Source organism: Kitasatospora sp. NPDC059599 (assembly GCF_042735125.1).
In the GTDB taxonomy this organism is placed as follows: domain Bacteria; phylum Actinomycetota; class Actinomycetes; order Streptomycetales; family Streptomycetaceae; genus Kitasatospora.
Genome location: NZ_JBHWCL010000006.1, coordinates 64,416 through 88,030 on the forward strand (window position 1 = coordinate 64,416; position 23,615 = coordinate 88,030).

Here is a 23,615-nt window from a genome sequence, read left to right on the forward strand (position 1 = left end):
GCCTTCGGGCACTCGGTAGTACTGCTTGAAACCTCGTACGGGCTCCCACACACAGTGATTCGTCGCTTCCTGCGGGAGCCCGTACGCTTGGTCCTGTCGGCATCAAATAGTGGGTGCCGAAGACAACTGGAGGAACATCCCCCATGCTTATCGCTCAGCGTCCCTCGCTGACCGAAGAGGTCGTCGACGAGTTCCGCTCGCGGTTCGTGATCGAGCCGCTGGAGCCGGGCTTCGGCTACACCCTCGGCAACTCCCTGCGCCGCACGCTCCTGTCGTCGATCCCGGGTGCCGCTGTCACCAGCATCCGCATCGACGGCGTCCTGCACGAGTTCACCACCGTGCCGGGCGTCAAGGAGGACGTGACCGACCTCATCCTCAACATCAAGCAGCTGGTCGTCTCCTCGGAGCACGACGAGCCGGTCGTGATGTACCTGCGCAAGCAGGGCCCGGGTGTCGTCACCGCCGCCGACATCGCCCCGCCGGCGGGTGTCGAGGTGCACAACCCCGAGCTGATCCTCGCCACGCTCAACGGCAAGGGCAAGCTGGAGATGGAGCTGACCGTCGAGCGCGGTCGCGGCTACGTCTCCGCCGTCCAGAACAAGGCCTCCGGCCAGGAGATCGGCCGCATCCCGGTCGACTCGATCTACAGCCCCGTGCTGAAGGTCACCTACAAGGTCGAGGCCACCCGTGTCGAGCAGCGGACCGACTTCGACAAGCTGATCGTCGACGTCGAGACCAAGCCCGCCATGCGTCCGCGCGACGCCATGGCCTCGGCCGGCAAGACCCTGGTGGAGCTGTTCGGCCTCGCCCGCGAGCTGAACATCGACGCCGAGGGCATCGACATGGGCCCGTCCCCGACGGACGCCGCCCTGGCCGCCGACCTGGCGCTGCCGATCGAGGAGCTGGAGCTCACGGTCCGCTCCTACAACTGCCTCAAGCGCGAGGGCATCCACACCGTGGGTGAGCTCGTCGCCCGCTCCGAGGCCGACCTGCTCGACATCCGCAACTTCGGTGCGAAGTCGATCGACGAGGTCAAGGCGAAGCTGGCCGGCATGGGCCTGGCCCTCAAGGACAGCCCGCCCGGGTTCGACCCGACCGCCGCCGCCGACGCCTTCGGCGCCGACGACCTGGACGACGCGGGTTACGCGGAGACCGAGCAGTACTGAAAGACTTGACCGCGGGGGCGGTTCCCCGGAACCGCCCCCGTCGTCGTGAAAGTCGTGCGGGCACAGTGCCCGTACGCCCGCTGCGGTACCTGGTACGGCCGCAGTCGGAGATTCGAGGAGTAATTCCATGCCGCGTCCCACCAAGGGTGCCCGCCTCGGCGGCGGCCCGCACCACGAGCCGCTGCTGCTCGCCGGTCTGTGCCGGGAGCTGTTCCAGTACGGCCGCATCACCACGACCGAGGCCAAGGCCCGTCGGATGCGCCCGCTGGCGGAGAAGCTGATCACCAAGGCGAAGAAGGGCGACATCCACAACCGTCGCCTGGTTCGCAAGACGATCACCGACATCGCCGTGCTGCACACTCTCTTCACCGAGATCGCGCCGCGCTACGAGAACCGCCCGGGTGGCTACACCCGCATCACCAAGATCGGTCCCCGTCGTGGCGACAACGCCCCGATGGCCGTGATCGAGCTGGTCGAGGCGCTGACCGTCGCGCAGAACGCCGTCGGCGAGGCCGAGGCCGCCACCAAGCGCGCCGTCAAGGAGGCCGACGAGGCCGCCGCGGTCGAGACCAAGGCCGACGAGGCCGAGGCCGCCGAGCAGGCCTGACACCTCCGGGTGTGAACCGGGCCCGCTTCCCCATCGCTGGGGGAGCGGGCCCGTTCCCTTGTCGCGGGACCGAACGCGGGAGAAGAGAAGCAGTGGTCAACGATTGCGCCGAGCAGCCGCCGGTGAAGGACGGCCCGGCGGACGGGTACGTCCGGGTCCGGCTCGATCTCGCCTACCAGGGCGCCGAGTTCTCCGGCTGGGCCCGCCAGAAGGGCGGCCGCCGGACGGTCCAGGAGGAGATCGAGACCGCGCTGCAGATCGTCACCCGCAGCCCGGAGCTGTTCCCCCTGACGGTGGCCGGCCGCACCGACGCCGGGGTGCACGCGCGCGGCCAGGTCGCACACGTCGACCTGCCCGCCGAGCTGTGGGAGGCGCACCGGGAGAAGCTGCTGCGGCGGCTGGCCGGGCGGCTGCCCGGGGACGTCCGGATCTACCGGGTCGGCGAGGCGCCGGCCGGGTTCGACGCCCGCTTCTCGGCGATCTGGCGCCGGTACGCGTACCGGGTCGCCGACCACCAGGGCGGGGTGGACCCGCTGCTGCGCGGTCATGTGCTCTGGCACGACCGGCCGCTGGACGTGGACCGGATGAACGAGGCCGCGAAGCTGCTGCTCGGCGAGCACGACTTCGCCGCGTACTGCAAGAAGCGCGAGGGCGCCACCACCATCCGCACCCTGCTGGAGCTGCACTGGGACCGCGTCCCGGTGGACCCGTACGCGGCCCAGGAGGGCTCGCTCGCGGTCGCCACCGTCCGGGCCGACGCCTTCTGCCACAACATGGTCCGGGCGCTGGTCGGCGCGATGCTGCTGGTCGGCGACGGGCACCGGCCGGTGGAGTTCCCCGGCGAGGTGCTGGCCGGCGGGGTGCGCAACTCCGCCGTCAACGTGATCCGGCCGTACGGGCTGACGCTGGAGGAGGTCGGCTACCCGCCGGACGACCGGCTGGCCGAGCGGAACCGGGCGGCACGGCGGATGCGGACCCTCCCGGGACGGCCCGCCCTACCACAGCCGGAGCCCGGAGCCGCCCCCTAAATCGGTTTGGGCCGGGGGCGTCGGCTTGGGACAATCCTCTCCATGGGACACGTCGAGATTTCGCACCTGGAGTACTACCTGCCGGACGGGCGGGTGCTGTTCGACGACGCGTCCTTCCGGGTCGGCGAGGGCGCCGCGGTCGCCCTGGTCGGCGCGAACGGTGCCGGCAAGACCACGTTGCTGCGGATGATCGCGGGGGACCTCCAGCCGCACGGCGGCTCGGTGACGATCAGCGGCGGGCTCGGCGTGATGCGCCAGTTCGTCGGCACCACCGGCCGCGAGGACCAGCGGTCCACCCCAGGCGCGCTGCCGGCGGACGCCTCGGTCCGCGACCTGCTGGTGTCGGTCGCCCCCGAGCGGATCGCCACGGCGGCCCGCGCGGTGGACGCCGCCGAACTGGCGATGATCGCCCAGGACGACGAGAAGACGCAGATGGCCTACGCCCAGGCGCTCTCCGACTGGGCCGACGTCGGCGGCTACGACTACGAGACCGACTGGGACGTCTGCACCACGGCGGCTCTCGGCGTGCCCTTCGACAAGGCCCAGTGGCGCGGCCTGAACACGCTCTCCGGCGGCGAGCAGAAGCGGCTCGTCCTGGAGACGCTGCTGCGCGGGCCCGAGGAGGTGCTGCTGCTCGACGAGCCGGACAACTACCTGGACGTCCCCGGCAAGCGCTGGCTGGAGGAGGCCATCAAGGCCACCTCGAAGACCGTGCTGTACATCTCGCACGACCGCGAGCTGCTCTCCCGCACCGCCGAGAAGATCATCAGCGTCGAGTCCGGCGCCGCCGGAAGCAGCGTCTGGGTGCACGGCGGCGGCTTCGACTCCTTCCACGAGGCCCGCAAGGACCGCTTCGCGCGCTTCGAGGAGCTGGGCCGGCGGTGGGACGAAGAACACGCCAAGCTCAAGAAGCTGGTGGTCACCCTGCGCCAGGCCGCGTCGGTCAGCCACGCCCTGGCCACCCGCTACGCCGCCGCGCAGACCCGCCTGAAGAAGTTCGAGGAGGCCGGCCGGCCGGAGGAGCCCCCGCGCGAGCAGTCCATCAGCATGCGGCTCAAGGGCGGGCGCACCGGCGTGCGCGCCTTCACCATGGAGCAGCTGGAACTCACCGACCTCATGCAGCCCTTCGACCTGGAGGTCTTCTACGGCGAGCGGATCGGGGTGCTGGGCGCCAACGGCGCCGGGAAGTCCCACCTGCTGCGGCTGCTGGCGGGCGACGAGACGGTCGCGCACACCGGCGCCTGGAAGCTGGGCGCCCGGGTCGTCCCCGGCCACTTCCGGCAGACCCACGCCCACCCGGAGCTGTTCGGCCGCACCGTCCGCTCGATCATCGAGGAGGAGCACGCGCTCAGCCGCGGCGCCGCGATGGGCGCGCTGCGCCGGTACGAGCTGGACCGCCAGGAGGAGCAGAAGTTCGAGTCGCTGTCCGGCGGGCAGCAGGCCCGGCTGATGATCCTCAAGCTCGAACTCTCCGGTGTGACGGCCCTGTTGCTCGACGAGCCGACCGACAACCTGGACCTGGAGAGCGCCGAGGCGCTGCAGGCCGGGCTGGAGGCCTTCGACGGCACCGTGCTGTGCGTCACCCACGACCGCTGGTTCGCCAGGACCTTCGACCGCTTCCTGGTCTTCGGGGCCGACGGCCGGGTGTTCGAGTCGCCGGAACCGGTCTGGGACGTGACCCGGGTGGAGCGCGAGCGCTGAGTGCGCACGGGGGTGCTCCCGGGCATTTTTGACCCGCTCCGCCCCTGCCGGTAACCTGGACGCTTGATGTGCGTATTGGCTCGCTCTATCTCACGTGAGAGGTCGGTACGCCGGAGACATCAGGTCGACGACCAGCGGTCACCCTTGAATTGCGTCCAAGGGTGGTCAGGCTGCTCTTCCGTCCGGGTGCTCCTGTCAGGACTCACTCACTGAAAAGCGAAGGCTACGACCGTGCGTACGTACAGCCCCAAGCCCGGCGACGTCCAGCGTCAGTGGCACGTCATCGACGCGACCGACGTCGTGCTCGGCCGCCTGGCTTCCCAGGCCGCCAACCTCCTCCGGGGCAAGCACAAGGCGATCTACGCGCCGCACGTTGACACTGGTGACTTCGTCATCATCATCAACGCCGACAAGGTGCACCTGTCCGGTAACAAGAAGACCCAGAAGCTGGCCTACCGCCACTCGGGCTTCCCGGGCGGTCTGCGCTCGGTGCGCTACGACGACCTGCTGGCGAACAACCCGGAGAAGGCCGTCGAGAAGGCCATCAAGGGCATGATCCCCAAGAACAGCCTGGGCCGCCAGATGCTCTCGAAGCTGAAGGTCTACTCGGGCGACCAGCACCCGCACGCTGCCCAGCAGCCGGTGCCGTTCGAGATCACCCAGGTCGCGCAGTAATTCGGCCACCAAGCCCCCCAACACTGAAAAGAGCTGAGGAACACCGTGGCCGAGACCACTGAAACCCTTGAGGTCGACTTCGACGAGACCGTCGTCGAGGGCGAGTACACCTCCGAGGAGAGCTACACCTCCGAGTCGCTGGCCGGTCGCTTCGGCGAGGCCGTCCCCGGCGCCGGCCTGGGCCGTCGCAAGGAGGCGATCGCCCGCGTGCGCATCGTCCCCGGCACGGGCCAGTGGAAGATCAACGGTCGCACCCTTGAGGGCTACTTCCCCAACAAGGTGCACCAGCAGACCGTGAACGAGCCCTTCAAGCTCCTGGAGCTGGACGGCCGTTACGACGTCGTCGCCCGCATCAGCGGTGGCGGCGTGTCCGGCCAGGCCTACGCGCTGCGCCTCGGCGTGGCCCGTGCCCTGAACGAGGCCGACGTGGACAACAACCGCGGCGCGCTGAAGAAGGCCGGCTTCCTGACCCGTGACGCCCGCGCCGTCGAGCGCAAGAAGGCCGGTCTCAAGAAGGCCCGCAAGGCGCCGCAGTACAGCAAGCGCTAATCGCGTCCCAGGGGGTGCGGTCCGTCCTCGCGGCGCACCCCCTGGATGCGCGAAACCGTCGCCCCGGAGTACCACGCGTACTCCGGGGCGACGTGTTCCCCGGCTACTGTGCGGCGGCCGGGATCATCGGTTGGTTCCGAGCAGTGGTGATGGAGGACGGACAGTGGGACGACTCTTCGGTACGGACGGCGTACGCGGGGTGGCCAACGAGGGACTGACGGCGGAGCTCGCGCTCGGGCTGTCCGTCGCCGCGGCGCACGTGCTCGGCGAGGCCGGTGCCTTCGACGGCCACCGGCCGGTCGCGGTGGTCGGCCGTGACCCGCGCGCCTCCGGGGAGTTCCTGGAGGCCGCCGTCATCGCCGGTCTGGCGAGCGCCGGGGTCGACGTCCTGCGGGTCGGCGTCCTGCCCACCCCGGCCGTGGCGTACCTCACCGGCGCGCTCGGCGCCGACTTCGGCGTGATGCTGTCCGCCAGCCACAACGCCATGCCGGACAACGGCATCAAGTTCCTCGCCCGCGGCGGCCACAAGCTGGACGACCGGATCGAGGACGCGATCGAGTCCCACTACCGCAAGCACACGCTCGGCGAGGAGGACTGGAACCGTCCGACCGGTGCGGCCGTCGGCCGGGTCCGCGAGTACACCGAGGGCTTCGACAAGTACGTCGCCCACCTGATCGGCGTGCTGCCCAACCGCCTGGACGGCGTCAAGGTCGTCATCGACGGCGCCCACGGCGCGGCCGCCTACGTCGCCCCCGAGGCCTTCGCCCGGGCCGGCGCCGAGGTCGTCCACACCCTGGGGGCCGAGCCCACCGGCCTCAACATCAACGACGGCGTCGGCTCCACCCACCTGGACCGGCTGCGCACCGCGATGAAGGAGTACAAGGCCGACCTCGGCATCGCGCTGGACGGCGACGCCGACCGCTGCCTGGCCGCCGACGCCGAGGGCGACGAGGTCGACGGCGACCAGATCATCGCCATCCTCGCGGTCGCCATGAAGGAGGCCGGCACCCTGCGCGGCAACACCGCGGTGGCCACCGTCATGTCCAACCTCGGCTTCAAGCTGGCGATGGAGCGCGAGGGCGTCGAGCTGGTGGAGACCGCCGTCGGCGACCGCTACGTGCTGGAGGCCATGAAGGAGCACGGCTTCGCGCTGGGCGGCGAGCAGTCCGGCCACGTCATCATGCTGGACCACGCCACCACCGGCGACGGCACCCTGACCGGCCTGATGCTGGGCGCCCGACTGGCCGCCACCAAGCAGCCGCTGGCCGACCTGGCCGCGGTGATGACCCGGCTGCCGCAGGTCCTGATCAACGTCAAGGGCGTCGACAAGTCCCGGGTGCACAGCAGCCCCGAGCTGGCCGCCGCGCTCTCCGCCGCCGAGACCGAGCTGGGCTCCACCGGCCGGGTGCTGCTGCGCCCGTCGGGCACCGAGCCGCTGGTCCGGGTGATGGTCGAGGCCGCCGACCCGGCGCAGGCCGAGGCGGTCGCGCAGCGGCTCGCCGAGGCCGTGCGCACCCACCTGGGCTGAGCCCGTCCGTTCCGCCGCGCAGAAGGCCCCCACCGGGTTTCCGGTGGGGGCCTTCCGGCGTGTGCCGGGGTGTTCGTCGGGGCCGGTCGGGCCGGCGCGGGCCGTCCGCGGGCCGTCCGCGGGGCTCAGAGCTTGCGCAGCAGCGCCCGGCGGACCTTGTGGTCCTGGCCCTTCTGCAGGATCAGGGTGGCCCGGCCGCGGGTCGGCAGCACGTTCTCCAGCAGGTTGGGCTTGTTGATGGTGCGCCAGACCTGGCGGCCGTACTCCATCGCCTCCTCCTCCGGCACCTCGGTGAAGCGGCGGAAGTAGGAGTTCGGGTCCTGGAAGGCCGTCTGCCGCAGCTTGCGGAAGCGGTCCAGGTACCAGTGCTCGATGTCGTCGGTCCGGGCGTCGACGTAGATCGAGAAGTCGAAGTAGTCGGCCACCGCGAGGCGGGTGCGGCCGTCCGTGCCGGGCAGGGCCGGCTGGAGCACGTTCAGGCCCTCGACGATCAGGATGTCCGGGCGCTCCACGGTCAGCCGCTCGTCCGGCACGATGTCGTACACCAGGTGCGAGTAGACCGGAGCGCTGACGCTCTCCTTGCCCGCCTTCACGTCCGCCACGAAGCGCGTCAGCGCCCGGCGGTCGTACGACTCGGGGAAGCCCTTGCGGGCCATCAGACCGCGGCGGCGCAGCTCGGCGTTGGGGAGCAGGAAGCCGTCGGTGGTGACCAGCTCGACCCGGGGGTGCTCGGGCCAGCGCGCCAGCAGCGCCTGGAGCAGGCGCGCGGTGGTCGACTTCCCGACGGCGACCGAGCCGGCCACGCCGATGATGAACGGCGTCCGGGTGCGCTCGGTGTCCGGGGTGTCCAGGAAGGTGCCCAGGGTGCCGCGCAGTTCGTGCGTGGCGTGGATGTACAGGTTCAGCAGCCGCGACAGCGGCAGGTAGACGTCACGCACCTCGTCGAGGTCGAGGGCGGTGCCGAGGCCGCGCAGCTGCTCCACCTCCTCGGCGGTCAGCGGCAGCGGCGTACGCTCGCGCAGCGCGCTCCACTCGGCCCGGCTGAGGTCCACGTAGGGGGACGGGGACGGGCCGGCCGTGGCAGCGCCCCGCGTACAGAGTTCGGTCAGCACATGCTCCATTGTGAGCCGTAGCGGCGTTCACGGTGGTTGTGGTGTCGGTCACGCAGCGTTGGCGCGAGGCGGGAAAACGGCCACAGAACCGCCCTTATGCTGGCACGCATGTGCGGAATTGTTGGATACGTGGGCGCGCAGTCCGCCCTCGACGTAGTAATCGCAGGCCTGCAGCGCCTTGAGTACCGGGGTTACGACTCGGCCGGTGTCGCGGTGCAGGTCCAGGACTCCGACGGGCAGTGGAGCCTGTCCACCGACAAGCGGGCCGGGAAGCTCGCCAACCTGGAGAAGTCGCTCGCCGAGTCCCCTCTGCCCGGCGGCACCACCGGCATCGGCCACACCCGCTGGGCCACCCACGGCGGCCCGACGGACGCCAACGCCCACCCGCACCTGGACGACGACCTGCGGGTCGCCGTGGTGCACAACGGCATCATCGAGAACTTCGCCCAGCTGCGCGCCGAGATCGCCGAGCGCGGCCACACCCTCCGGTCCGAGACCGACACCGAGGTCGTCGCCCACCTGCTGGGCGAGGCCTACCAGGGCGACCTCGCCGAGGCCATGCGGATCGTCTGCCGCCGGCTGGAGGGCGCCTTCACCCTCGTGTCGGTGCACGCCGACGCGCCGGACGTCGTGGTGGGCGCCCGTCGCAACTCGCCGCTGGTCGTCGGCCGCGGTGAGGGCGAGAACTTCCTCGCCTCGGACGTCGCCGCCTTCATCGCGCACACCCGCGAGGCGATCGAGCTGGGCCAGGACCAGGTCGTCGAGCTGCGCCGCGAGGGCGTGACCGTCACCAACTTCGACGGCACCCCGGCCGACGTGCGCGAGTACCACGTCGACTGGGACGCCTCCGCCGCCGAGAAGGGCGGCTACGACTACTTCATGCTCAAGGAGATCGCCGAGCAGCCGAAGGCCGTCGCGGACACCCTCCTCGGCCGCATCGGCACCGACGGCCGGCTCACCCTCGACGAGCTGCGGATCTCCGACGCGGACCTGCGGTCGGTCGACAAGGTCGTCATCGTCGCCTGCGGCACGGCCTTCCATGCCGGCATGATCGCCAAGTACGCGATCGAGCACTGGACCCGCATCCCCTGCGAGGTCGAGGTCGCCTCCGAGTTCCGCTACCGCGACCCGATCATGGGTCCGGGCACCCTGGTCATCGCCATCTCGCAGTCCGGCGAGACCATGGACACCCTGATGGCCCTGCGGCACGCCCGCGAGCAGGGCGCCAAGGTGCTGGCGATCTGCAACACCAACGGCTCCACCATCCCGCGCGAGTCGGACGCCGTGCTGTACACGCACGCCGGCCCGGAGGTCGCGGTCGCGTCCACCAAGGCGTTCCTGACCCAGCTGGTCGCCTGCTACCTGGTCGCCCTGTACCTGGGCCAGGTGCGCGGCACCAAGTGGGGCGACGAGATCTTCGCCGTCATCAAGGAACTCGGCGACGCGCCGAAGCAGGTCGAGCAGGTCCTGGAGACCATGGAGCCGGTGCGCGAGCTGGCCCGCTCGCTGGCCGACGCCCGCTCGGTGCTGTTCCTCGGCCGCCACGTCGGCTTCCCGGTGGCCCTGGAGGGCGCGCTCAAGCTCAAGGAGCTGGCGTACATGCACGCCGAGGGCTTCGCGGCGGGCGAGCTCAAGCACGGCCCGATCGCGCTGATCGAGGAGGGTCTGCCGGTCGTCGTGGTCGTGCCCTCGCCGCGCGGGCGGTCGATCCTGCACGACAAGATCGTCTCCAACATCCAGGAGATCCGGGCCCGTGGCGCCCGCACGATCGTGATCGCGGAGGAGGGCGACGAGGCCGTCGTCCCGTACGCGGACCACCTGATCCGCATCCCGGTCACCCCGACCCTGCTCCAGCCGCTGGTCTCCACGGTCCCGCTCCAGGTCTTCGCCTGCGAGCTGGCCACGGCCAAGGGCCACGAGGTCGACCAGCCGCGCAACCTGGCGAAGTCGGTCACCGTCGAGTAACCGCCCGGCCGTTCGGCACGGCGTCCCTGCGGCGGCTGCGTCCTGCCGCAGGGGCGCCGTCGTGCTTCCCGCGGGATAGCGTCGGCGGTAGTCGACCGCTGGAGGAGTGCCGTCATGCGTCATGCCCACCGTGTGGAAGCCGTCCGGGCCGCCGAGGCGGAGCTGATGGCGCGGCTCCCGGAGGGGACGCTGATGCAGCGGGCGGCCGCGGGGCTGGCGGCGACCTGCGCGCGGCTGCTGACGCGGCGTCGTGGCCGGGTGTACGGGAGCCGGGTCGTGGTGCTCGCGGGCAGCGGGGACAACGGGGGTGACGCCCTGTACGCCGGGGCCGCGCTGGCCCGGCGCGGGGCGCGGGTGACGGCCGTGCTGTCGGCGCCGGAGCGGGTGCACGCGGGTGGGCTGGCCGCGCTGCGGGCGGCCGGCGGACGGGTCACGGCGGAGCGGGACGTCGGCCTGGCCGAGTTCTCGCGCGCGGACCTGGTGCTGGACGGGATCGTCGGCATCGGCGGCCGCGGCGGGCTGAGGCCCGGGGCGCAGCCGTACGCGCAGGCCGCGCGGCGCGGCGTGGTGGTCGCGGTGGACCTGCCCAGCGGGGTGGACGCCGACACCGGCGAGGTGCCGGGCGCTGCGCTGCGCGCGGACGTCACGGTCTGCTTCGGCACGTACAAGCCCGGATTGCTGGTCGACCCGGGGGCCTCGTACGCGGGCGCCGTGCAGTTGGTCGGGATCGGGCTGGACCTGCCGGAGGCGGACGTGACGGCCCCGCAGCACGCGGACGTGGCGGCGCTGCTGCCGCTGCCCGGCGCGGAGAGCGACAAGTACCGGCGGGGCGTGGTCGGGGTGGCGGCCGGCTCGGTGACGTACCCGGGGGCGGCGGTGCTGGCGGTCGCCGGGGCGCAGCGGGGCGGCGCGGGCGCCGTCCGCTACGTGGGCACGGCGGCCGAGGAGGTGGTGCGGCGCTTCCCGGAGACGCTGGTCACCGAGGGCGGTCCGGCCGGGGCCGGCCGGGTGCAGGCCTGGGTGGTCGGGCCGGGCGGCGGCGAGGGGGCGCGGCAGGCGCTGGCCGAGGCGCTGGCAAGCGACGTCCCGGTCCTGGTGGACGCGGACGGGCTGACCGAACTGGCCCGGCTCGGACCGGACGCGCTGGCCGGACGCACCGCGCCCACCCTGCTCACCCCGCACACCGGCGAGGCCGCCCGCCTGCTGGCGGGGGCCGAGGGCACCCCGCCGCCGGCCGCCGACGAGCTGGCTGCCGCCCGGCTCGCCACCGCCCGCCGACTGGCGGCCGCCTACCGTGCGACGGTGCTGCTGAAGGGCTCCACCACGGTGGTCGCCGACCCGGGCGGCGCCGTCCGGGTGAACCCCACCGGCACCTCCTGGCTGGCCACGGCGGGCAGCGGCGACGTCCTGGCCGGCCTGGCCGGCTCGCTGCTGGCGGCGGGCCTGTCGCCGCTCGACGCCGCCTCGGCGGCCGCCTACCTGCACGGCCTGGCCGGGCGCGAGGCGGCGGGCGGCCCGGGCGCGCCGGTGACGGCGCTCGCGGTCGCGGAGGCGCTGCCCGCGGTGTGGCGGGCGGTCCGGGGGGGCTGAGGGAGCGGAACCGTACGCTCCGCCGGCGGCGTCCGAGGAGGGCGTGACGAACGGTCCGCCGCGGACCGGCACGGCGGGCGGGTCCCGCCCCCGGCCGCCGCGTCGACGGGCCGTTCGGCGAGGACTCCGGGACGTCTGGGAGACTGACCCTGATGACAACTGCGAACACGACCGGCTCAGCCACCCTGACCGACGGGCTGCGGGCCGAGGCGACCATCGATCTCGGCGCGCTGCGGGGCAACCTCGCGGCGCTGCGCGAGCGTGTCGGCAGCGCGGCGGTGATGCTCGCGGTCAAGGCGAACGCCTACGGCCACGGCGCGGTCGAGTGTGCCCGCGAGGCGGTCGCCAACGGGGTCGGCTGGCTCGGCTGCGCGACGCCCGACGAGGCGCTGGCGCTGCGGGCCGCGGGCATCCGCCCGGAACACGCCCGCGTCCTGTGCTGGCTGTGGACGCCCGGCGGGCCGTGGCGCGAGGCGCTCCGCGCCGACCTGGACATCTCGGTCAGCGGCCAGTGGGCGCTGGACGAACTGCTGCCGGCCGTCCGCGAGACCGGCATCCCGGCGCGCGTGCACCTCAAGGCCGACACCGGCCTCGGCCGCAACGGCTGCCAGCCGCAGGACTGGCCCCGGCTGGTGGCTGCCGCCCGGCGTGCCGAGGCCGAGGGGCTGCTCACCGTGGTCGGCGTCTGGTCGCACTTCGCGGCCGCCGACGAGCCCGGACACCCGTCGATCCAGGCCCAGCTGGACTCCTACCGCACTGCGCTGGCCGTGGCCGAGGGGGCCGGCCTGCGCCCCCTGGTGCGGCACCTGGCGAACTCGCCGGCCGCCCTGCTGTTGCCCGAGTCGCACTTCGACCTGGTCCGCACCGGCCTGGCCGCGTACGGGCTGTCGCCGGTGCCCGAGGTGGGCTCGCCGGCCGACTTCGGGCTGCGCCCGGTGATGTCGCTGACCGCGCGGCTGGCGCTGGTCAAGGAGGTCCCCGGCGGGCACGGGGTCAGCTACGGCCACCACTACACGACGCCAGGCCCGACCACGCTGGGCCTGGTCCCGCTCGGCTACGGCGACGGCGTCCCCCGGCACGCCAGCGGCACCGGCCCGGTGCTGGTCGGCGGCAAGTGGCGCACGGTGGCCGGCCGGGTGGCGATGGACCAGTTCGTCGTGGACCTGGGCGGGGACGCCCCCGGGGTCGGCGAGGAAGCCCTGCTGTTCGGCAACGGCGAGCGCGGCGAGCCGACCGCCGAGGACTGGGCCCGCGCCTGCGGCACCATCTCGTACGAGATCGTCACCCGGATCGGCGCCCGGGTGCCCCGCCGCTACCTGGACGGCAGCCGCCCCGAGGGCCCGTCGGCATGACCGACGCGCCGACCGGGGACGGAGCGGTCGCGGCGGTCGCCAAGGCGGCCGGCGCGGCCTCCGGGGTGAGCCGGGCGGGCGTGATCGGGATCTCGGTCGGCGTCCTGGCGGCCGGCGCGGCCGCCGGGGTGGCGATCGAGCGGCTGACGGTCGGGCGGGCGATGCGCCGCCGGGCCCGGGCCGAGCTGGACGCGAGCGCCCCGTTCGGATCGCTGCGCGGACGCCCCCGCAGGGTGGCCGCGCCCGATGGCACCGAGCTGTACGTGGAGCTGGACGGCCCCCGGCCCGAGTCCGAGTCCGAGTCCGACGGCGACGGGTCCGGCCGGGAGCCGCTGACCGTGGTGTTCTGCCACGGCTACTGCCTCAACCAGGACAGCTGGCACTTCCAGCGGGCCGCGCTGCGCGAGGGCGTGCGGATGGTCTTCTGGGACCAGCGCAGCCACGGCCGCTCCGAGCGCTCCCGCTCGTACCTGGCGGGCGAGCCGGCCGGCATCGACCAGCTGGGCGGGGACCTCAAGGCGGTGATCGACGCCGTCGCGCCGACCGGTCCGCTGGTGCTGGTGGGCCACTCGATGGGCGGCATGACGGTGATGGCGCTGGCCGACCAGCACCCGGAGCTGTTCCGGGAGCGCGTCGCCGGGGTCGCCCTGATCGGCACCCTCGCCGGCGACTGGAACGAGGTGAACCTCGGCCTGCCGAAGGCCGGGGCGAAGCTGTTCAAGAAGGTCGCGCCCGGCATGGTGAAGCTGCTGGGCCGCCAGGTCGACCTGGTGGAGGCGACCAGGCGGCTGGGCTCCGACGTGGCCGGCGTCTTCTACCGGAAGTTCTCCTTCGGGAGCCGGGACGTCGACCCCGGCGTGGTGCGCTTCGCGGAGCAGCTGCTCGACGCCACCCCGATCGACGTGGTCGCCGAGTTCTACCCGGTGTTCGGCGCGCACGAGAAGTACGGGGCGCTGGCCGCGCTGCGCGGCCTGCCGGCGCTGGTGCTGGCCGGGACGAAGGACCTGCTGACGCCCTCGGCGCACAGCGAGGCGATGGCCGAGCGGCTGCCGGGCGCCGCGCTGGTCCTGGCCGAGGGCGCCGGGCACCTGGTGATGCTGGAGCGCCCCGAACCGGTCGACCGCGAGCTGGCGCTGCTGCTGCGCCGGGCCGCCGACTTCGCCGGGGCCGCGCCGCTGCCCGCGGCCGTCCTCGACCTGACCCGGGAGCCGGCCGCCGGGACGCCCGCCGAGAGCGCCGGCGAACCGGCCGTCGACCCCGCCTGACTCCTGCCCCGGCACCCGTGCGCCGCACCGGGGGGCGGCGATGTGGCACGGTAGCGGTGGCGGCCGGTGGTCGGCGCGCCGGTACGGACCGAAGGGCAAGACACGCGCATGGGCTCGCACGCCACTCTCACCGTCCCCACCCCGGAGCGGATGGGCCGCCTCGGCCGGGAGCTGGCCGCGCTGCTGCGGCCCGGGGACCTGGTGCTGCTCTCCGGTGAGCTGGGGGCGGGGAAGACCACGCTGACCCGGGGCCTGGGGGAGGGACTGCGGGTCCGCGGGGCGGTGACCTCGCCGACCTTCGTGATCGCCCGGGTGCACCCCTCGCTGGTCGGCGGCCCGGCCCTGGTGCACGTGGACGCGTACCGGCTCGGCGGGGACCTGGACGAGATGGAGGACCTCGACCTGGACGTCTCGCTGCCGGAGTCGGTGGTCGTGGTCGAGTGGGGCGAGGGCAAGGTCGAGCGGCTGTCCGAGGACCGGCTGGAGGTCCGGATCGAGCGCGCCCTGGGCGACACCGCCGACGGGGACGACCAGGACCCGCGCCGGGTGCTGCTGACCGGTGTCGGCCCGCGCTGGGCGGACGTGGCGCTCGTGACGCTGGCGGGACAGGAGTAGCGGCGGGTCGCGACGACTTGCCGACAGGCTGTCGGCAAGATGTTGCGGGCGGGGTACCGGGCGTGGTGGGATGGGTGCTGCGGTTAGGTCTGCCTAACTAGGGAGGCGCCATGTCGAGCACCACCCCCGCCCCGGAGCGCGCCGCCCGCGCCGCCGGGGCCGGAGAGCCCGCCCGTCGCGCTCCGGGCGAGCCGATGAGGGCACTGCTGGCCGCCTGCGCGGCCGCCGAGGCGGTGTCCACCCCGCCCGGGCCGGAACCGAGGCAGGCCGAGGAGCCCGGGACGAGGACGCCCCGGGCCGCGTGAGGCCGCCTCAGGCGACCACGACCACCTTGGTGTCCTTCGGCGCGAAGTCCCAGAGCAGCTGCCCGTCGGCCCGGCCGCTGCGGATGCCGCCGGTCTTGGCCTTCGGGTCCGCGGTCGCGGTCGGCGTCGAGGTCGAGCCGTCCACCGCCGCGCTGAAGCCGAACACCACGCCGCTCTGCTGCGCGAAGCGCACCACGTGCTCGATCTGCCGCCCGTCCGTGCCGGTGGCGGTCGCGGTGCGGCTGTACACGGCGTAGCTGCCGGGGGCCGGCTCGACCGTGCCCGGGGCGACCGGGAAGGCCGCCGTGACCTGCGGGTTCTTCTTCGGCTCGACCAGCCAGACGAAGTGGCTGCTCACCGAGTAGACCACCCGCGTGCCGGTGCCCGAGGTGGCCGGCAGCGGCGGGACGGTCGGGGTGGGCGAGGCGCTCGGCGCCGTCGCGGTGGCGGTGCCGACCGCCGTGGTGGTGGGGGTGGGCTTGGCACCGCCGGCCCGGTCCTGGGCGCCGTTGGCCTGGAAGGCCAGCAGGCTCACCACCGCCAGGGCCCCCAGGGTCAGCCCCGTGACCACCACTCCAGGACCCATCTTCGCCACGTGCCGCTCCCGCTGCCGTCCTTTACGTACGGCCTTATCGTGCCAGGTCCCTCCGTCCGGGGCGCAGCGCGTCGGATGTGTGTTCCCGGTTGGAACGCCTTGCCGATCAGTCGGTCGGCCCAGCGTCGGTCTAACCTTGACCCGTGCTGCTGCTCGCGTTCGACACCGCTACCCCCGCCGTCACCGCCGCCGTCCACGACGGCACCGCCGTCCTGGCCGAGACCCACCAGGTCGACGCCCGGCGCCACGGCGAACTGCTGCTGCCCGCGATCGACCGGGTCCTGCGGGCGGCCGGGGCGGACAAGCACCGGCTGACCGGCATCGCCGTCGGCGTCGGCCCGGGCCCGTACACCGGCCTGCGGGTCGGCCTGGTGACCGCCGCCGCGCTCGGCCACGCCCTCGGGGTGCCGGTGCACGGCGTCTGCACCCTGGACGCGATCGCCTTCCAGGCCCGCGCCGAGGGCCTGACCGGCGAGCCGTTCACGGTGGCCACCGACGCGCGCCGCAAGGAGGTCTACTGGGCCTCCTACGACGCCGAGGGCCGCCGCACCGAGGGCCCCGCCGTGGACCGCCCGGCCGAGCTGACCCCGCAGCCGCACTCCGTCGGCGCCGGCGCGCTGCTCTACCCCGACGCCTTCCCGGGCGCGCACGGCCCCGAGCACGTGTCGGCCGGCGCCCTGGCCGGCTTCGCCGCCGCCGAGCTGGCCGCCGGGCGCGAACTGCTGCCGAACGTCCCGCTGTACCTGCGCCGCCCGGACGCCCAGGTGCCCGCCGGCTACAAGGCGGTGCTCCCGGCGTGAACCACGGCACCACCCTGCGCCCGATGCGCTGGTGGGACATTGCGCCGGTGATGGAGCTGGAGCAGCGGCTCTTCCCCGAGGACGCCTGGTCCACCGGGATGTTCTGGTCCGAACTGGCCGAGGCCCACGCCGGCGGCACCCGCCACTACACCGTCGCCACCGCCGCCGACGGCACGGTCGTCGGCTACGCCGGGCTGATGGCGATCGCCGGCGAGGGCGACGTCCAGACCATCGCCGTCGACGACCGCCACCAGGGCGCCGGCCTCGGCACGGCCCTGCTCACCGACCTGATCCGGGAGTCCGCTCGGCGCGGCTGCGCCGAACTGCTGCTGGAGGTGCGGGTGGACAACCCGCGCGCCCAGCGGCTGTACGAGCGCCACGGCTTCGAACCGGTGGGCATCCGGCGCGGCTACTACCAGCCCGCCAACGTCGACGCGCTGGTGATGCGCCTCGACCACCCCAGCACCGACAGCACCGACCCGAAGGACATTGAGGACACCCCCCATGGCTGACGAACCGCTCGTCCTCGGCATCGAGACCTCCTGCGACGAGACCGGCGTCGGCATCGTGCGCGGCACCACGCTGCTGGCCGACGCGGTCGCCTCCAGCGTCAACGACCACGCCCGCTTCGGCGGCGTCGTCCCGGAGATCGCCAGCCGCGCCCACCTGGAGGCGATGGTCCCGACCATCCAGCGCGCCCTGGACACCGCCGGGATCAAGGCGAGCGACCTGGACGGCATCGCGGTCACCGCCGGCCCCGGCCTGGCCGGCGCGCTGCTGGTCGGCGTCAGCGCCGCGAAGGCGTACGCCTGGGCGCTGGACAAGCCGCTGTACGGGGTCAACCACCTCGCCTCGCACATCTGCGTCGACCAGCTGGAGCACGGCCGGCTGCCCTCGCCGACGATGGCCCTGCTGGTGTCCGGCGGGCACTCCTCGCTGCTGCTCAGTGAGGACATCACCACCGACGTCCGCCCGCTCGGCGCGACCATCGACGACGCGGCCGGCGAGGCCTTCGACAAGGTCGCCCGGGTGCTCGGCCTGGGCTTCCCCGGCGGCCCGGTGGTCGACCGGACGGCCCGCGAGGGCGACCCCAAGGCGATCGCCTTCCCGCGCGGCCTGAGCGGCCGGAACGACCCCGAGTACGACTTCTCCTTCTCCGGGCTGAAGACCGCCGTCGCCCGCTGGGTGGAGGCCAAGCGCCGGGCCGGCGAGGAGGTGCCGATCGCCGACGTGGCGGCGTCCTTCCAGGAGGCCGTCACGGACGTGCTCACCCGCAAGGCCGTCAAGGCGTGCAGGGCCAACGGCGTCGACCACCTGATGATCGGCGGCGGCGTCGCGGCCAACTCCCGGCTGCGCGAGATGGCCCAGCAGCGCTGCGACCGGGCCGGCATCCGGCTGCGGGTGCCCCGGCCGGGCCTGTGCACCGACAACGGTGCGATGGTCGCGGCGCTGGGCGCCGAGATGGTCTGGCGTGACCGCGCGCCGTCCGCATTCGACCTGTCCGCCGACTCCTCGCTGCCGGTGACCGAGGTCCACGTCCCGGCCGCGGGCATCGCGCACGGGGACGTCCACGGCCAGGCCTACGACGCCCTCGGCGGCGGCGCCGGATGACCGTCGCCGCGATGTGGGAGGCCCGGGCGGCGGACGGCCGCGGGGCCGAACTCGCCGCCTGGGCACGGGGAACGGCGCTGCCCGCGCTCCGCGGCGCGGCCGGGCTGGAACGCCTCGAACTGTTCTCCGCCCCGGGCGGGCGGGTGCTGCTGATCGCCTGGTGGAGCGGCGAACCGCAGCCGGTCGCCGACCCGCCGGCCGAACTGCTCGGCCGCCCGGTGCACCGCTGGTCCTTCACCAGCGAACACGTCGAACAGGCCTGAACGGGAACCACAACCCCGGCCGCTACCGTGAATCAGCTGATAGAAAGCTGAACGGGAACCGGGAGTGCGGTGCGGTGAGCAGGGACGGTCGGAGCAGGACCAGGACGTACGCGGCGGGGGCCCTGGCCCTGCTGGCCTTCGCCACCGCGTGCGGCGACAACGGCGGGGGCGGCGCCGCCCCCGCCACCGGCACGGCGGCGTCGGCCGCGCCCCAGACGACCGGGGCCGGGGCCGCCCCGACCACCCCGGGCGCCACCCCGGCCGGCGCCGGCGCGGCGGCCTGGGCGAAGTGGAACCTCACCCCGCTCCCGCCCGCCCCGGCACCGCCCGCGGACAAGCCCGTCAAGCTCGAACGGACCGGCCCGGTGCCGGTCTTCAGCGACGTGAAGACGACCGACAAGGTGGTCTTCATCACCATCGACGACGGCGCCGAGAAGGACCCGAAGTTCGTCGAGATGCTGACCGACCTCAAGGTGCCGATCTCGATGTTCCTGACCAAGGACATCGTCAAGAACGACTACGGCTACTTCAAGCCGCTCCAGGCGCTGGGCAACCACATCCAGAACCACACCGTGGACCACCCGGTGATGAGCAAGCTGTCCCCGGACAAGCAGAAGTCCGAGGTCTGCGACGACCAGTCGGCGCTCACCCAGCAGTACGGCACCGCCCCGCTGCTGTTCCGCCCGCCCTTCGGCGACGGCGCCAACACCCCGACGCTCAACACCTCGGTGCAGCAGTGCGGTCCGCGCGCGATCGTGCTGTGGCGGGAGTCGATGCAGATCCACGACATGCAGTACCAGGCGGCGGACAAGAAGCTGAAGCCCGGCGACATCATCCTGGCGCACTTCCGCGGCCCCAAGGAGCTCAAGGGCGCCACGATGACCCAGATGTTCGGCGACCTGCTGGCCCGGATCCAGGAGCAGGGCTTCTCGGTGGCCCGGCTGGAGGACTACATCCAGGCCCCCGCCTCCTGACGGCCCCTAGCCCCTGCCCCTAGCCCTGGGCCCGGACCGGCTGCCCCAGCATCATCAGCGGGCCGTGGTCGGTGCGGCTGAGGATCACCGTGACGGTGTTCGGCCCGGAGGGCTTGAGCTGGCGGCGCAGCTCCTCCGGGGTGATCGCCATCCCGCGCTTCTTGATCACCACCGTGCCGACCGCGCGCTCGCGCAGCAGCGCCTTCAGCTTCTTGATGTGGAAGGGCAGCACGTCGGTGAGCTCGAAGGCGTGCGCGTACGGGGTGGCGACCAGTTCGTCCGAGGTCACGTAGGCGATCTTCGGGTCGATCAGCCGGCCGCCGACCTGCTCGGCCACCTCGGCCACCAGGTGGGCCCGGATCACCGCACCGTCCGGCTCGTACAGGTAGCGCCCGACCGGGCCGGCCGGCGGGTCGGGCAGGTCGCCGCCGGTCAGGCTGGCGCCCTGCGGGAGCAGGGTGGCGCGGTGCGGGCGGGTGGCCCCGGTGCCGAACCAGAGCACCGCCTCCTTGACGTCGCCGTGGTCGGAGACCCACTCGGCCTCGGCGTCCGCCGGGACGGCCTCGTGCGGGATGCCGGGCGCGACCTTCAGCGCGCCGATCGGGGTCCGCCGGCCGGCCTCGATCGCCCAGGAGAGCGGCGGGGCGTACGCCTCCGGGTCGAACACCCGGCCGCGCGCGGTCCGTCGGGCCGGGTCGGTGAACACCGCGTCGTACCCGGTCACGTCCACCTCGGCGACGTCCGCGCAGCGCACCTCGACCAGTTCGGACAGGCCGAGCGCGGCGGCGTTCGCGGCGGTGGCGGCGCAGGCCGCCGGGTCCCTGTCGACGGCCAGCACCTCGATGCCCGCGCGGGCCAGCGCCAGCACGTCCCCGCCGATGCCGCAGCACAGGTCCGCCAGTCGCCGGACGCCCAGGTCGGCGAACCGCCGGGCCCGCCACTCGGCCACGCTGCGCCGGGTGGACTGCTCGACCCCGTTGGGCGTGAAGTACATCAGGTCGGCGTCCGCCCCGAACTTCGCCCGCGCCCGCTGCCGCAGCCGCGCCTGCCCGAAGGCCGCCGACACCAGCTCCGCCGGGTGCCCCCGCCGCAAGCGGGTGGCCAGCGCCAGCTCCTCCTCGGGGGTGAACTCGCGCAGCTCGGCGAGCAGGGCCTGGCCCTCGGGCGTCAGCAGGGGCTGGAGGTTCTCGGTGTCCACGGTGCCATTCTCGCGGGTCAGGCGCCGGGGAAGCCCGCCACGGCCCAGCCCGGCACCAGGAACGGGGAGACGGCGGCGACGACCGGCAGGACCCGGTAACCGGCGCGCCGGGTGCGGAACGCGACGGACAGCGGCACCCCGAGGCTGACCGCCACGCCGACGAGCACGCCCAGCAGGGCGACCACCTCCACGCCCTTCCCGCCGTCCGCGCAGGCGAAGAGGATCGCGACGGTCACGAGGTGCGCGAGCGCCGGGATCGCCCCGAGGACCGGCAGGAGGACTGCGGACCACAGGACGTCGGCGGTGCGGGTCGGGCCGATGCGAACCGGGGTGTCGGGCATGGCACGAGTGTGTCGACCCCGGTCACGGGCGCACATGAGTACGGGTACTCATCCGTCGTCAGGATCTTCCGGGGCGCGTCGTTGGCACTCTGGTTGACTGAGTGCTAACACGGGCCTATGGTCGTCCTTGGCACTCCCCACCGGGGGAGTGCTAACGCGAAGACGCGTGCCTGACCCCCGCGACGGCAGGCTCGCAGGCTCGCCCTACCCGTTAGAAAACCCCGTAATCTCCGAAGGGGAGCTCGGACGTGACCACCAGCAGCAAGGTTGCCATCAAGCCGCTCGAGGACCGCATCGTGGTCCAGCCGCTCGACGCCGAGACCACCACGGCCTCCGGCCTGGTTATCCCGGACACCGCCAAGGAGAAGCCCCAGGAGGGCGTCGTCCTGGCCGTCGGCCCGGGCCGCTTCGAGGACGGCCAGCGTCTGCCGCTCGACGTCGCCGTCGGTGACATCGTCCTGTACTCGAAGTACGGCGGCACCGAGGTGAAGTACCAGGGCGAGGAGTACCTCGTCCTCTCGGCTCGTGACGTTCTCGCCATCATCGAGAAGTAAACGCAGCATCGAGAAGTAAGTCGTTCCGACCCGCCCCGGATCCGTGTCCCAAGTGACAGGGGCCCGGGGCGTGGTTGTTGGTTCACGTAGTTCGGCGGCCGGTGGGCCGGCCGCAGCCCCGAGGGAATAGGGAACATGGCGAAGATCCTGCAGTTCGACGAGGACGCCCGCCGCTCGCTGGAGCGCGGTGTCAACAAGCTGGCCGACACCGTCAAGGTGACCATCGGCCCCAAGGGCCGCAACGTCGTCATCGACAAGAAGTTCGGCGCCCCGACCATCACCAACGACGGTGTCACCATCGCCCGTGAGGTCGAGCTGGACGACCCGTACGAGAACCTTGGCGCGCAGCTCGTCAAGGAGGTCGCCACCAAGACCAACGACGTCGCGGGTGACGGCACCACCACCGCCACCGTGCTGGCCCAGGCCCTGGTCAACGAGGGTCTGCGCAACGTCGCCGCCGGTGCCGGCCCGGCTGCCCTGAAGAAGGGCATCGACAAGGCCGTCGCCGCCGTCTCCGAGCACCTGCTGTCCGTCGCCCGCGAGATCGAGGGCAAGGACGACGTCGCCGCCGTCGCGTCCCTCTCCGCGCAGGACACCCAGGTCGGCGAGCTGATCGCCGAGGCGATCGACAAGGTCGGCAAGGACGGTGTCATCACCGTCGAGGAGTCGAACACCTTCGGCGTGGAGCTGGACTTCACCGAGGGCATGCAGTTCGACAAGGGCTACCTGTCGCCGTACTTCGTCACCGACGCGGAGCGTCAGGAAGCGGTCCTGGAGGACCCCTACATCCTGATCAACCAGGGCAAGATCTCCTCCATCCAGGAGCTGCTGCCGCTGCTGGAGAAGATCCTGCAGGGCGGTGCCTCCAAGCCGCTGCTGATCATCGCCGAGGACGTCGACGGCGAGGCGCTGTCGACCCTGGTCGTGAACAAGATCCGTGGCACCTTCAACGCCGTCGCCGTCAAGGCCCCGGGCTTCGGCGACCGCCGCAAGGCGATCCTCGGCGACCTGGCCACCCTGACCGGCGGCACGGTCATCTCCGAGGAGGTCGGCCTCAAGCTCGACCAGGTCGGCCTGGACGTGCTGGGCACCGCCCGCCGCGTGACCATCACCAAGGACGAGACCACCGTCGTCGACGGTGCCGGTGACGCCGAGGCCGTGGCCGGCCGCGTCGCCCAGATCAAGGGTGAGATCGCCGCCACCGACTCCGACTGGGACCGCGAGAAGCTGCAGGAGCGCCTGGCCAAGCTGGCCGGCGGCGTCTGCGTCATCAAGGTCGGCGCCGCCACCGAGGTGGAGCTGAAGGAGCGCAAGCACCGCCTGGAGGACGCCATCTCGGCGACCCGCGCCGCGGTCGAGGAGGGCATCGTCGCCGGCGGTGGCGCCTCCCTGGTCCACGCCGCCAAGGTGTTGGAGGACGGCCTGGGCCTGTCGGGCGACGAGGCGACCGGTGTCGCGGTCGTCCGCAAGGCGCTGCACGAGCCGCTGCGCTGGATCGCCCAGAACGCCGGCCTCGAGGGCTACGTCATCACCCACAAGGTCGCCGAGCTGGAGACCGGCCACGGCTACAACGCGGCCACCGGCGAGTACGGCGACCTGCTGAAGGCCGGCGTCATCGACCCGGTCAAGGTCACCCGCTCCGCCCTGGAGAACGCGGCCTCGATCGCCTCCCTGCTGCTCACCACCGAGACCCTCGTGGTGGAGAAGAAGGAGGAGGAGGCCGACAACGGTCACTCCCACGGCGGTCACGGCCACTCGCACTGAGGCCCGAGCCACTGACCGGAGGCCCGGTCCGCACCCCGCGAGGGGTGGCGGGCCGGG

At 73.0% G+C, this 23,615-nt stretch carries 24 protein-coding genes; 20 read left to right on the forward strand and 4 right to left on the reverse strand.

The features are described 5' to 3' along the window. The first annotated feature begins 143 nt into the window (after window positions 1–143). From ACFV04_RS03790 to glmM, 7 genes are all read left to right on the forward strand, one after another. The gene (locus tag ACFV04_RS03790) at window positions 144–1,166 is read left to right on the forward strand and encodes a DNA-directed RNA polymerase subunit alpha (RefSeq protein ID WP_380341304.1); all 1,023 of its coding nucleotides are present in this window, start codon (window positions 144–146) and stop codon (window positions 1,164–1,166) included. Between the two features lie 127 nt (window positions 1,167–1,293). Continuing rightward, window positions 1,294–1,773, forward strand: a complete 480-nt coding sequence (gene rplQ, locus ACFV04_RS03795; RefSeq protein ID WP_380341301.1) for a 50S ribosomal protein L17 — start codon at window positions 1,294–1,296, stop codon at window positions 1,771–1,773. A 92-nt stretch (window positions 1,774–1,865) separates the two neighbouring features. Then, window positions 1,866–2,801 (forward strand): tRNA pseudouridine(38-40) synthase TruA, encoded by a 936-nt coding sequence (gene truA / locus ACFV04_RS03800; protein WP_360254678.1) that lies wholly within the window; start codon window positions 1,866–1,868, stop codon window positions 2,799–2,801. A gap of 42 nt (window positions 2,802–2,843) precedes the next feature. Continuing rightward, entirely contained in the window at window positions 2,844–4,502 is a 1,659-nt protein-coding gene (locus tag ACFV04_RS03805) for an ABC-F family ATP-binding cassette domain-containing protein (RefSeq protein ID WP_380341298.1), read from the forward strand. 231 nt (window positions 4,503–4,733) lie between these two features. Then, window positions 4,734–5,177, forward strand: coding sequence for a 50S ribosomal protein L13 (rplM, locus tag ACFV04_RS03810; protein WP_030055846.1), 444 nt, complete (start codon window positions 4,734–4,736; stop codon window positions 5,175–5,177). A 45-nt stretch (window positions 5,178–5,222) separates the two neighbouring features. After that, window positions 5,223–5,726, forward strand: a complete 504-nt coding sequence (gene rpsI, locus ACFV04_RS03815) for a 30S ribosomal protein S9 (RefSeq protein WP_224273932.1) — start codon at window positions 5,223–5,225, stop codon at window positions 5,724–5,726. A 163-nt stretch (window positions 5,727–5,889) separates the two neighbouring features. Continuing rightward, window positions 5,890–7,254 carry a phosphoglucosamine mutase gene (glmM, locus tag ACFV04_RS03820; protein WP_380526600.1) on the forward strand — a complete coding sequence of 455 codons (1,365 nt, stop codon included), beginning with the start codon at window positions 5,890–5,892 and terminating at the stop codon, window positions 7,252–7,254. A 125-nt stretch (window positions 7,255–7,379) separates the two neighbouring features. Here the strand turns inward: glmM and coaA are convergent, their stop codons facing one another. Continuing rightward, window positions 7,380–8,375, reverse strand: coding sequence for a type I pantothenate kinase (gene coaA, locus ACFV04_RS03825; RefSeq protein WP_360254684.1), 996 nt, complete (start codon window positions 8,373–8,375; stop codon window positions 7,380–7,382). 99 nt (window positions 8,376–8,474) lie between these two features. Here coaA and glmS point away from each other — a divergent pair, with 99 nt between their 5' ends. The 6 genes from glmS to ACFV04_RS03855 all read left to right on the forward strand — a co-directional run bounded on the left by glmS (window position 8,475) and on the right by ACFV04_RS03855 (window position 15,458). Then, window positions 8,475–10,331 carry a glutamine--fructose-6-phosphate transaminase (isomerizing) gene (gene glmS, locus ACFV04_RS03830; RefSeq protein WP_360254686.1) on the forward strand — a complete coding sequence of 619 codons (1,857 nt, stop codon included), beginning with the start codon at window positions 8,475–8,477 and terminating at the stop codon, window positions 10,329–10,331. Window positions 10,332–10,445: 114 nt separating this feature from the next. Beyond that, window positions 10,446–11,921: an NAD(P)H-hydrate dehydratase gene (locus tag ACFV04_RS03835; RefSeq protein WP_380526602.1), complete on the forward strand. Its 1,476-nt coding sequence runs from the start codon at window positions 10,446–10,448 to the stop codon at window positions 11,919–11,921. Window positions 11,922–12,073: 152 nt separating this feature from the next. Further along, the gene (gene alr, locus ACFV04_RS03840; RefSeq protein WP_380341288.1) at window positions 12,074–13,273 is read left to right on the forward strand and encodes an alanine racemase; all 1,200 of its coding nucleotides are present in this window, start codon (window positions 12,074–12,076) and stop codon (window positions 13,271–13,273) included. Then, the gene (locus ACFV04_RS03845) at window positions 13,270–14,538 is read left to right on the forward strand and encodes an alpha/beta fold hydrolase (protein ID WP_380341285.1); all 1,269 of its coding nucleotides are present in this window, start codon (window positions 13,270–13,272) and stop codon (window positions 14,536–14,538) included. Before alr ends, ACFV04_RS03845 begins: the two co-directional genes overlap by 4 nt. 108 nt (window positions 14,539–14,646) lie before the next feature. Further along, window positions 14,647–15,153: a tRNA (adenosine(37)-N6)-threonylcarbamoyltransferase complex ATPase subunit type 1 TsaE gene (gene tsaE / locus ACFV04_RS03850; protein ID WP_360254694.1), complete on the forward strand. Its 507-nt coding sequence runs from the start codon at window positions 14,647–14,649 to the stop codon at window positions 15,151–15,153. Between the two features lie 110 nt (window positions 15,154–15,263). Then, window positions 15,264–15,458, forward strand: a complete 195-nt coding sequence (locus ACFV04_RS03855; RefSeq protein WP_360254696.1) for a hypothetical protein — start codon at window positions 15,264–15,266, stop codon at window positions 15,456–15,458. 7 nt (window positions 15,459–15,465) lie between these two features. Here ACFV04_RS03855 and ACFV04_RS03860 read toward each other — a convergent pair whose 3' ends face one another. Continuing rightward, window positions 15,466–16,044: a hypothetical protein gene (locus tag ACFV04_RS03860; protein ID WP_360254835.1), complete on the reverse strand. Its 579-nt coding sequence runs from the start codon at window positions 16,042–16,044 to the stop codon at window positions 15,466–15,468. 152 nt (window positions 16,045–16,196) lie between these two features. Between ACFV04_RS03860 and tsaB the strand changes: the two genes are divergently transcribed. The 5 genes from tsaB to ACFV04_RS03885 all read left to right on the forward strand — a co-directional run bounded on the left by tsaB (window position 16,197) and on the right by ACFV04_RS03885 (window position 19,701). Then, the gene (tsaB, locus tag ACFV04_RS03865; protein WP_380341282.1) at window positions 16,197–16,853 is read left to right on the forward strand and encodes a tRNA (adenosine(37)-N6)-threonylcarbamoyltransferase complex dimerization subunit type 1 TsaB; all 657 of its coding nucleotides are present in this window, start codon (window positions 16,197–16,199) and stop codon (window positions 16,851–16,853) included. A 23-nt stretch (window positions 16,854–16,876) separates the two neighbouring features. Continuing rightward, complete coding sequence (gene rimI / locus ACFV04_RS03870; RefSeq protein ID WP_360254837.1) at window positions 16,877–17,365, forward strand: ribosomal protein S18-alanine N-acetyltransferase; 489 nt, start codon at window positions 16,877–16,879, stop codon at window positions 17,363–17,365. Continuing rightward, entirely contained in the window at window positions 17,358–18,464 is a 1,107-nt protein-coding gene (gene tsaD, locus ACFV04_RS03875; RefSeq protein WP_360254700.1) for a tRNA (adenosine(37)-N6)-threonylcarbamoyltransferase complex transferase subunit TsaD, read from the forward strand. Before rimI ends, tsaD begins: the two co-directional genes overlap by 8 nt. Then, window positions 18,461–18,727, forward strand: coding sequence for a hypothetical protein (locus tag ACFV04_RS03880; RefSeq protein WP_360254702.1), 267 nt, complete (start codon window positions 18,461–18,463; stop codon window positions 18,725–18,727). Before tsaD ends, ACFV04_RS03880 begins: the two co-directional genes overlap by 4 nt. A gap of 74 nt (window positions 18,728–18,801) precedes the next feature. Beyond that, complete coding sequence (locus ACFV04_RS03885) at window positions 18,802–19,701, forward strand: polysaccharide deacetylase family protein (RefSeq protein ID WP_380341279.1); 900 nt, start codon at window positions 18,802–18,804, stop codon at window positions 19,699–19,701. 19 nt (window positions 19,702–19,720) lie between these two features. Here the strand turns inward: ACFV04_RS03885 and ACFV04_RS03890 are convergent, their stop codons facing one another. Both ACFV04_RS03890 and ACFV04_RS03895 read right to left on the reverse strand, forming a co-directional pair. After that, window positions 19,721–20,899 carry a methyltransferase domain-containing protein gene (locus tag ACFV04_RS03890; RefSeq protein WP_380341276.1) on the reverse strand — a complete coding sequence of 393 codons (1,179 nt, stop codon included), beginning with the start codon at window positions 20,897–20,899 and terminating at the stop codon, window positions 19,721–19,723. Between the two features lie 17 nt (window positions 20,900–20,916). Then, the gene (locus ACFV04_RS03895) at window positions 20,917–21,240 is read right to left on the reverse strand and encodes a hypothetical protein (RefSeq protein WP_380526607.1); all 324 of its coding nucleotides are present in this window, start codon (window positions 21,238–21,240) and stop codon (window positions 20,917–20,919) included. Between the two features lie 248 nt (window positions 21,241–21,488). Here ACFV04_RS03895 and groES point away from each other — a divergent pair, with 248 nt between their 5' ends. Further along, window positions 21,489–21,794 (forward strand): co-chaperone GroES, encoded by a 306-nt coding sequence (gene groES / locus ACFV04_RS03900; protein ID WP_014136232.1) that lies wholly within the window; start codon window positions 21,489–21,491, stop codon window positions 21,792–21,794. Window positions 21,795–21,929: 135 nt separating this feature from the next. After that, complete coding sequence (groL, locus tag ACFV04_RS03905) at window positions 21,930–23,558, forward strand: chaperonin GroEL (RefSeq protein WP_360209031.1); 1,629 nt, start codon at window positions 21,930–21,932, stop codon at window positions 23,556–23,558. Window positions 23,559–23,615: the final 57 nt, after the last annotated feature.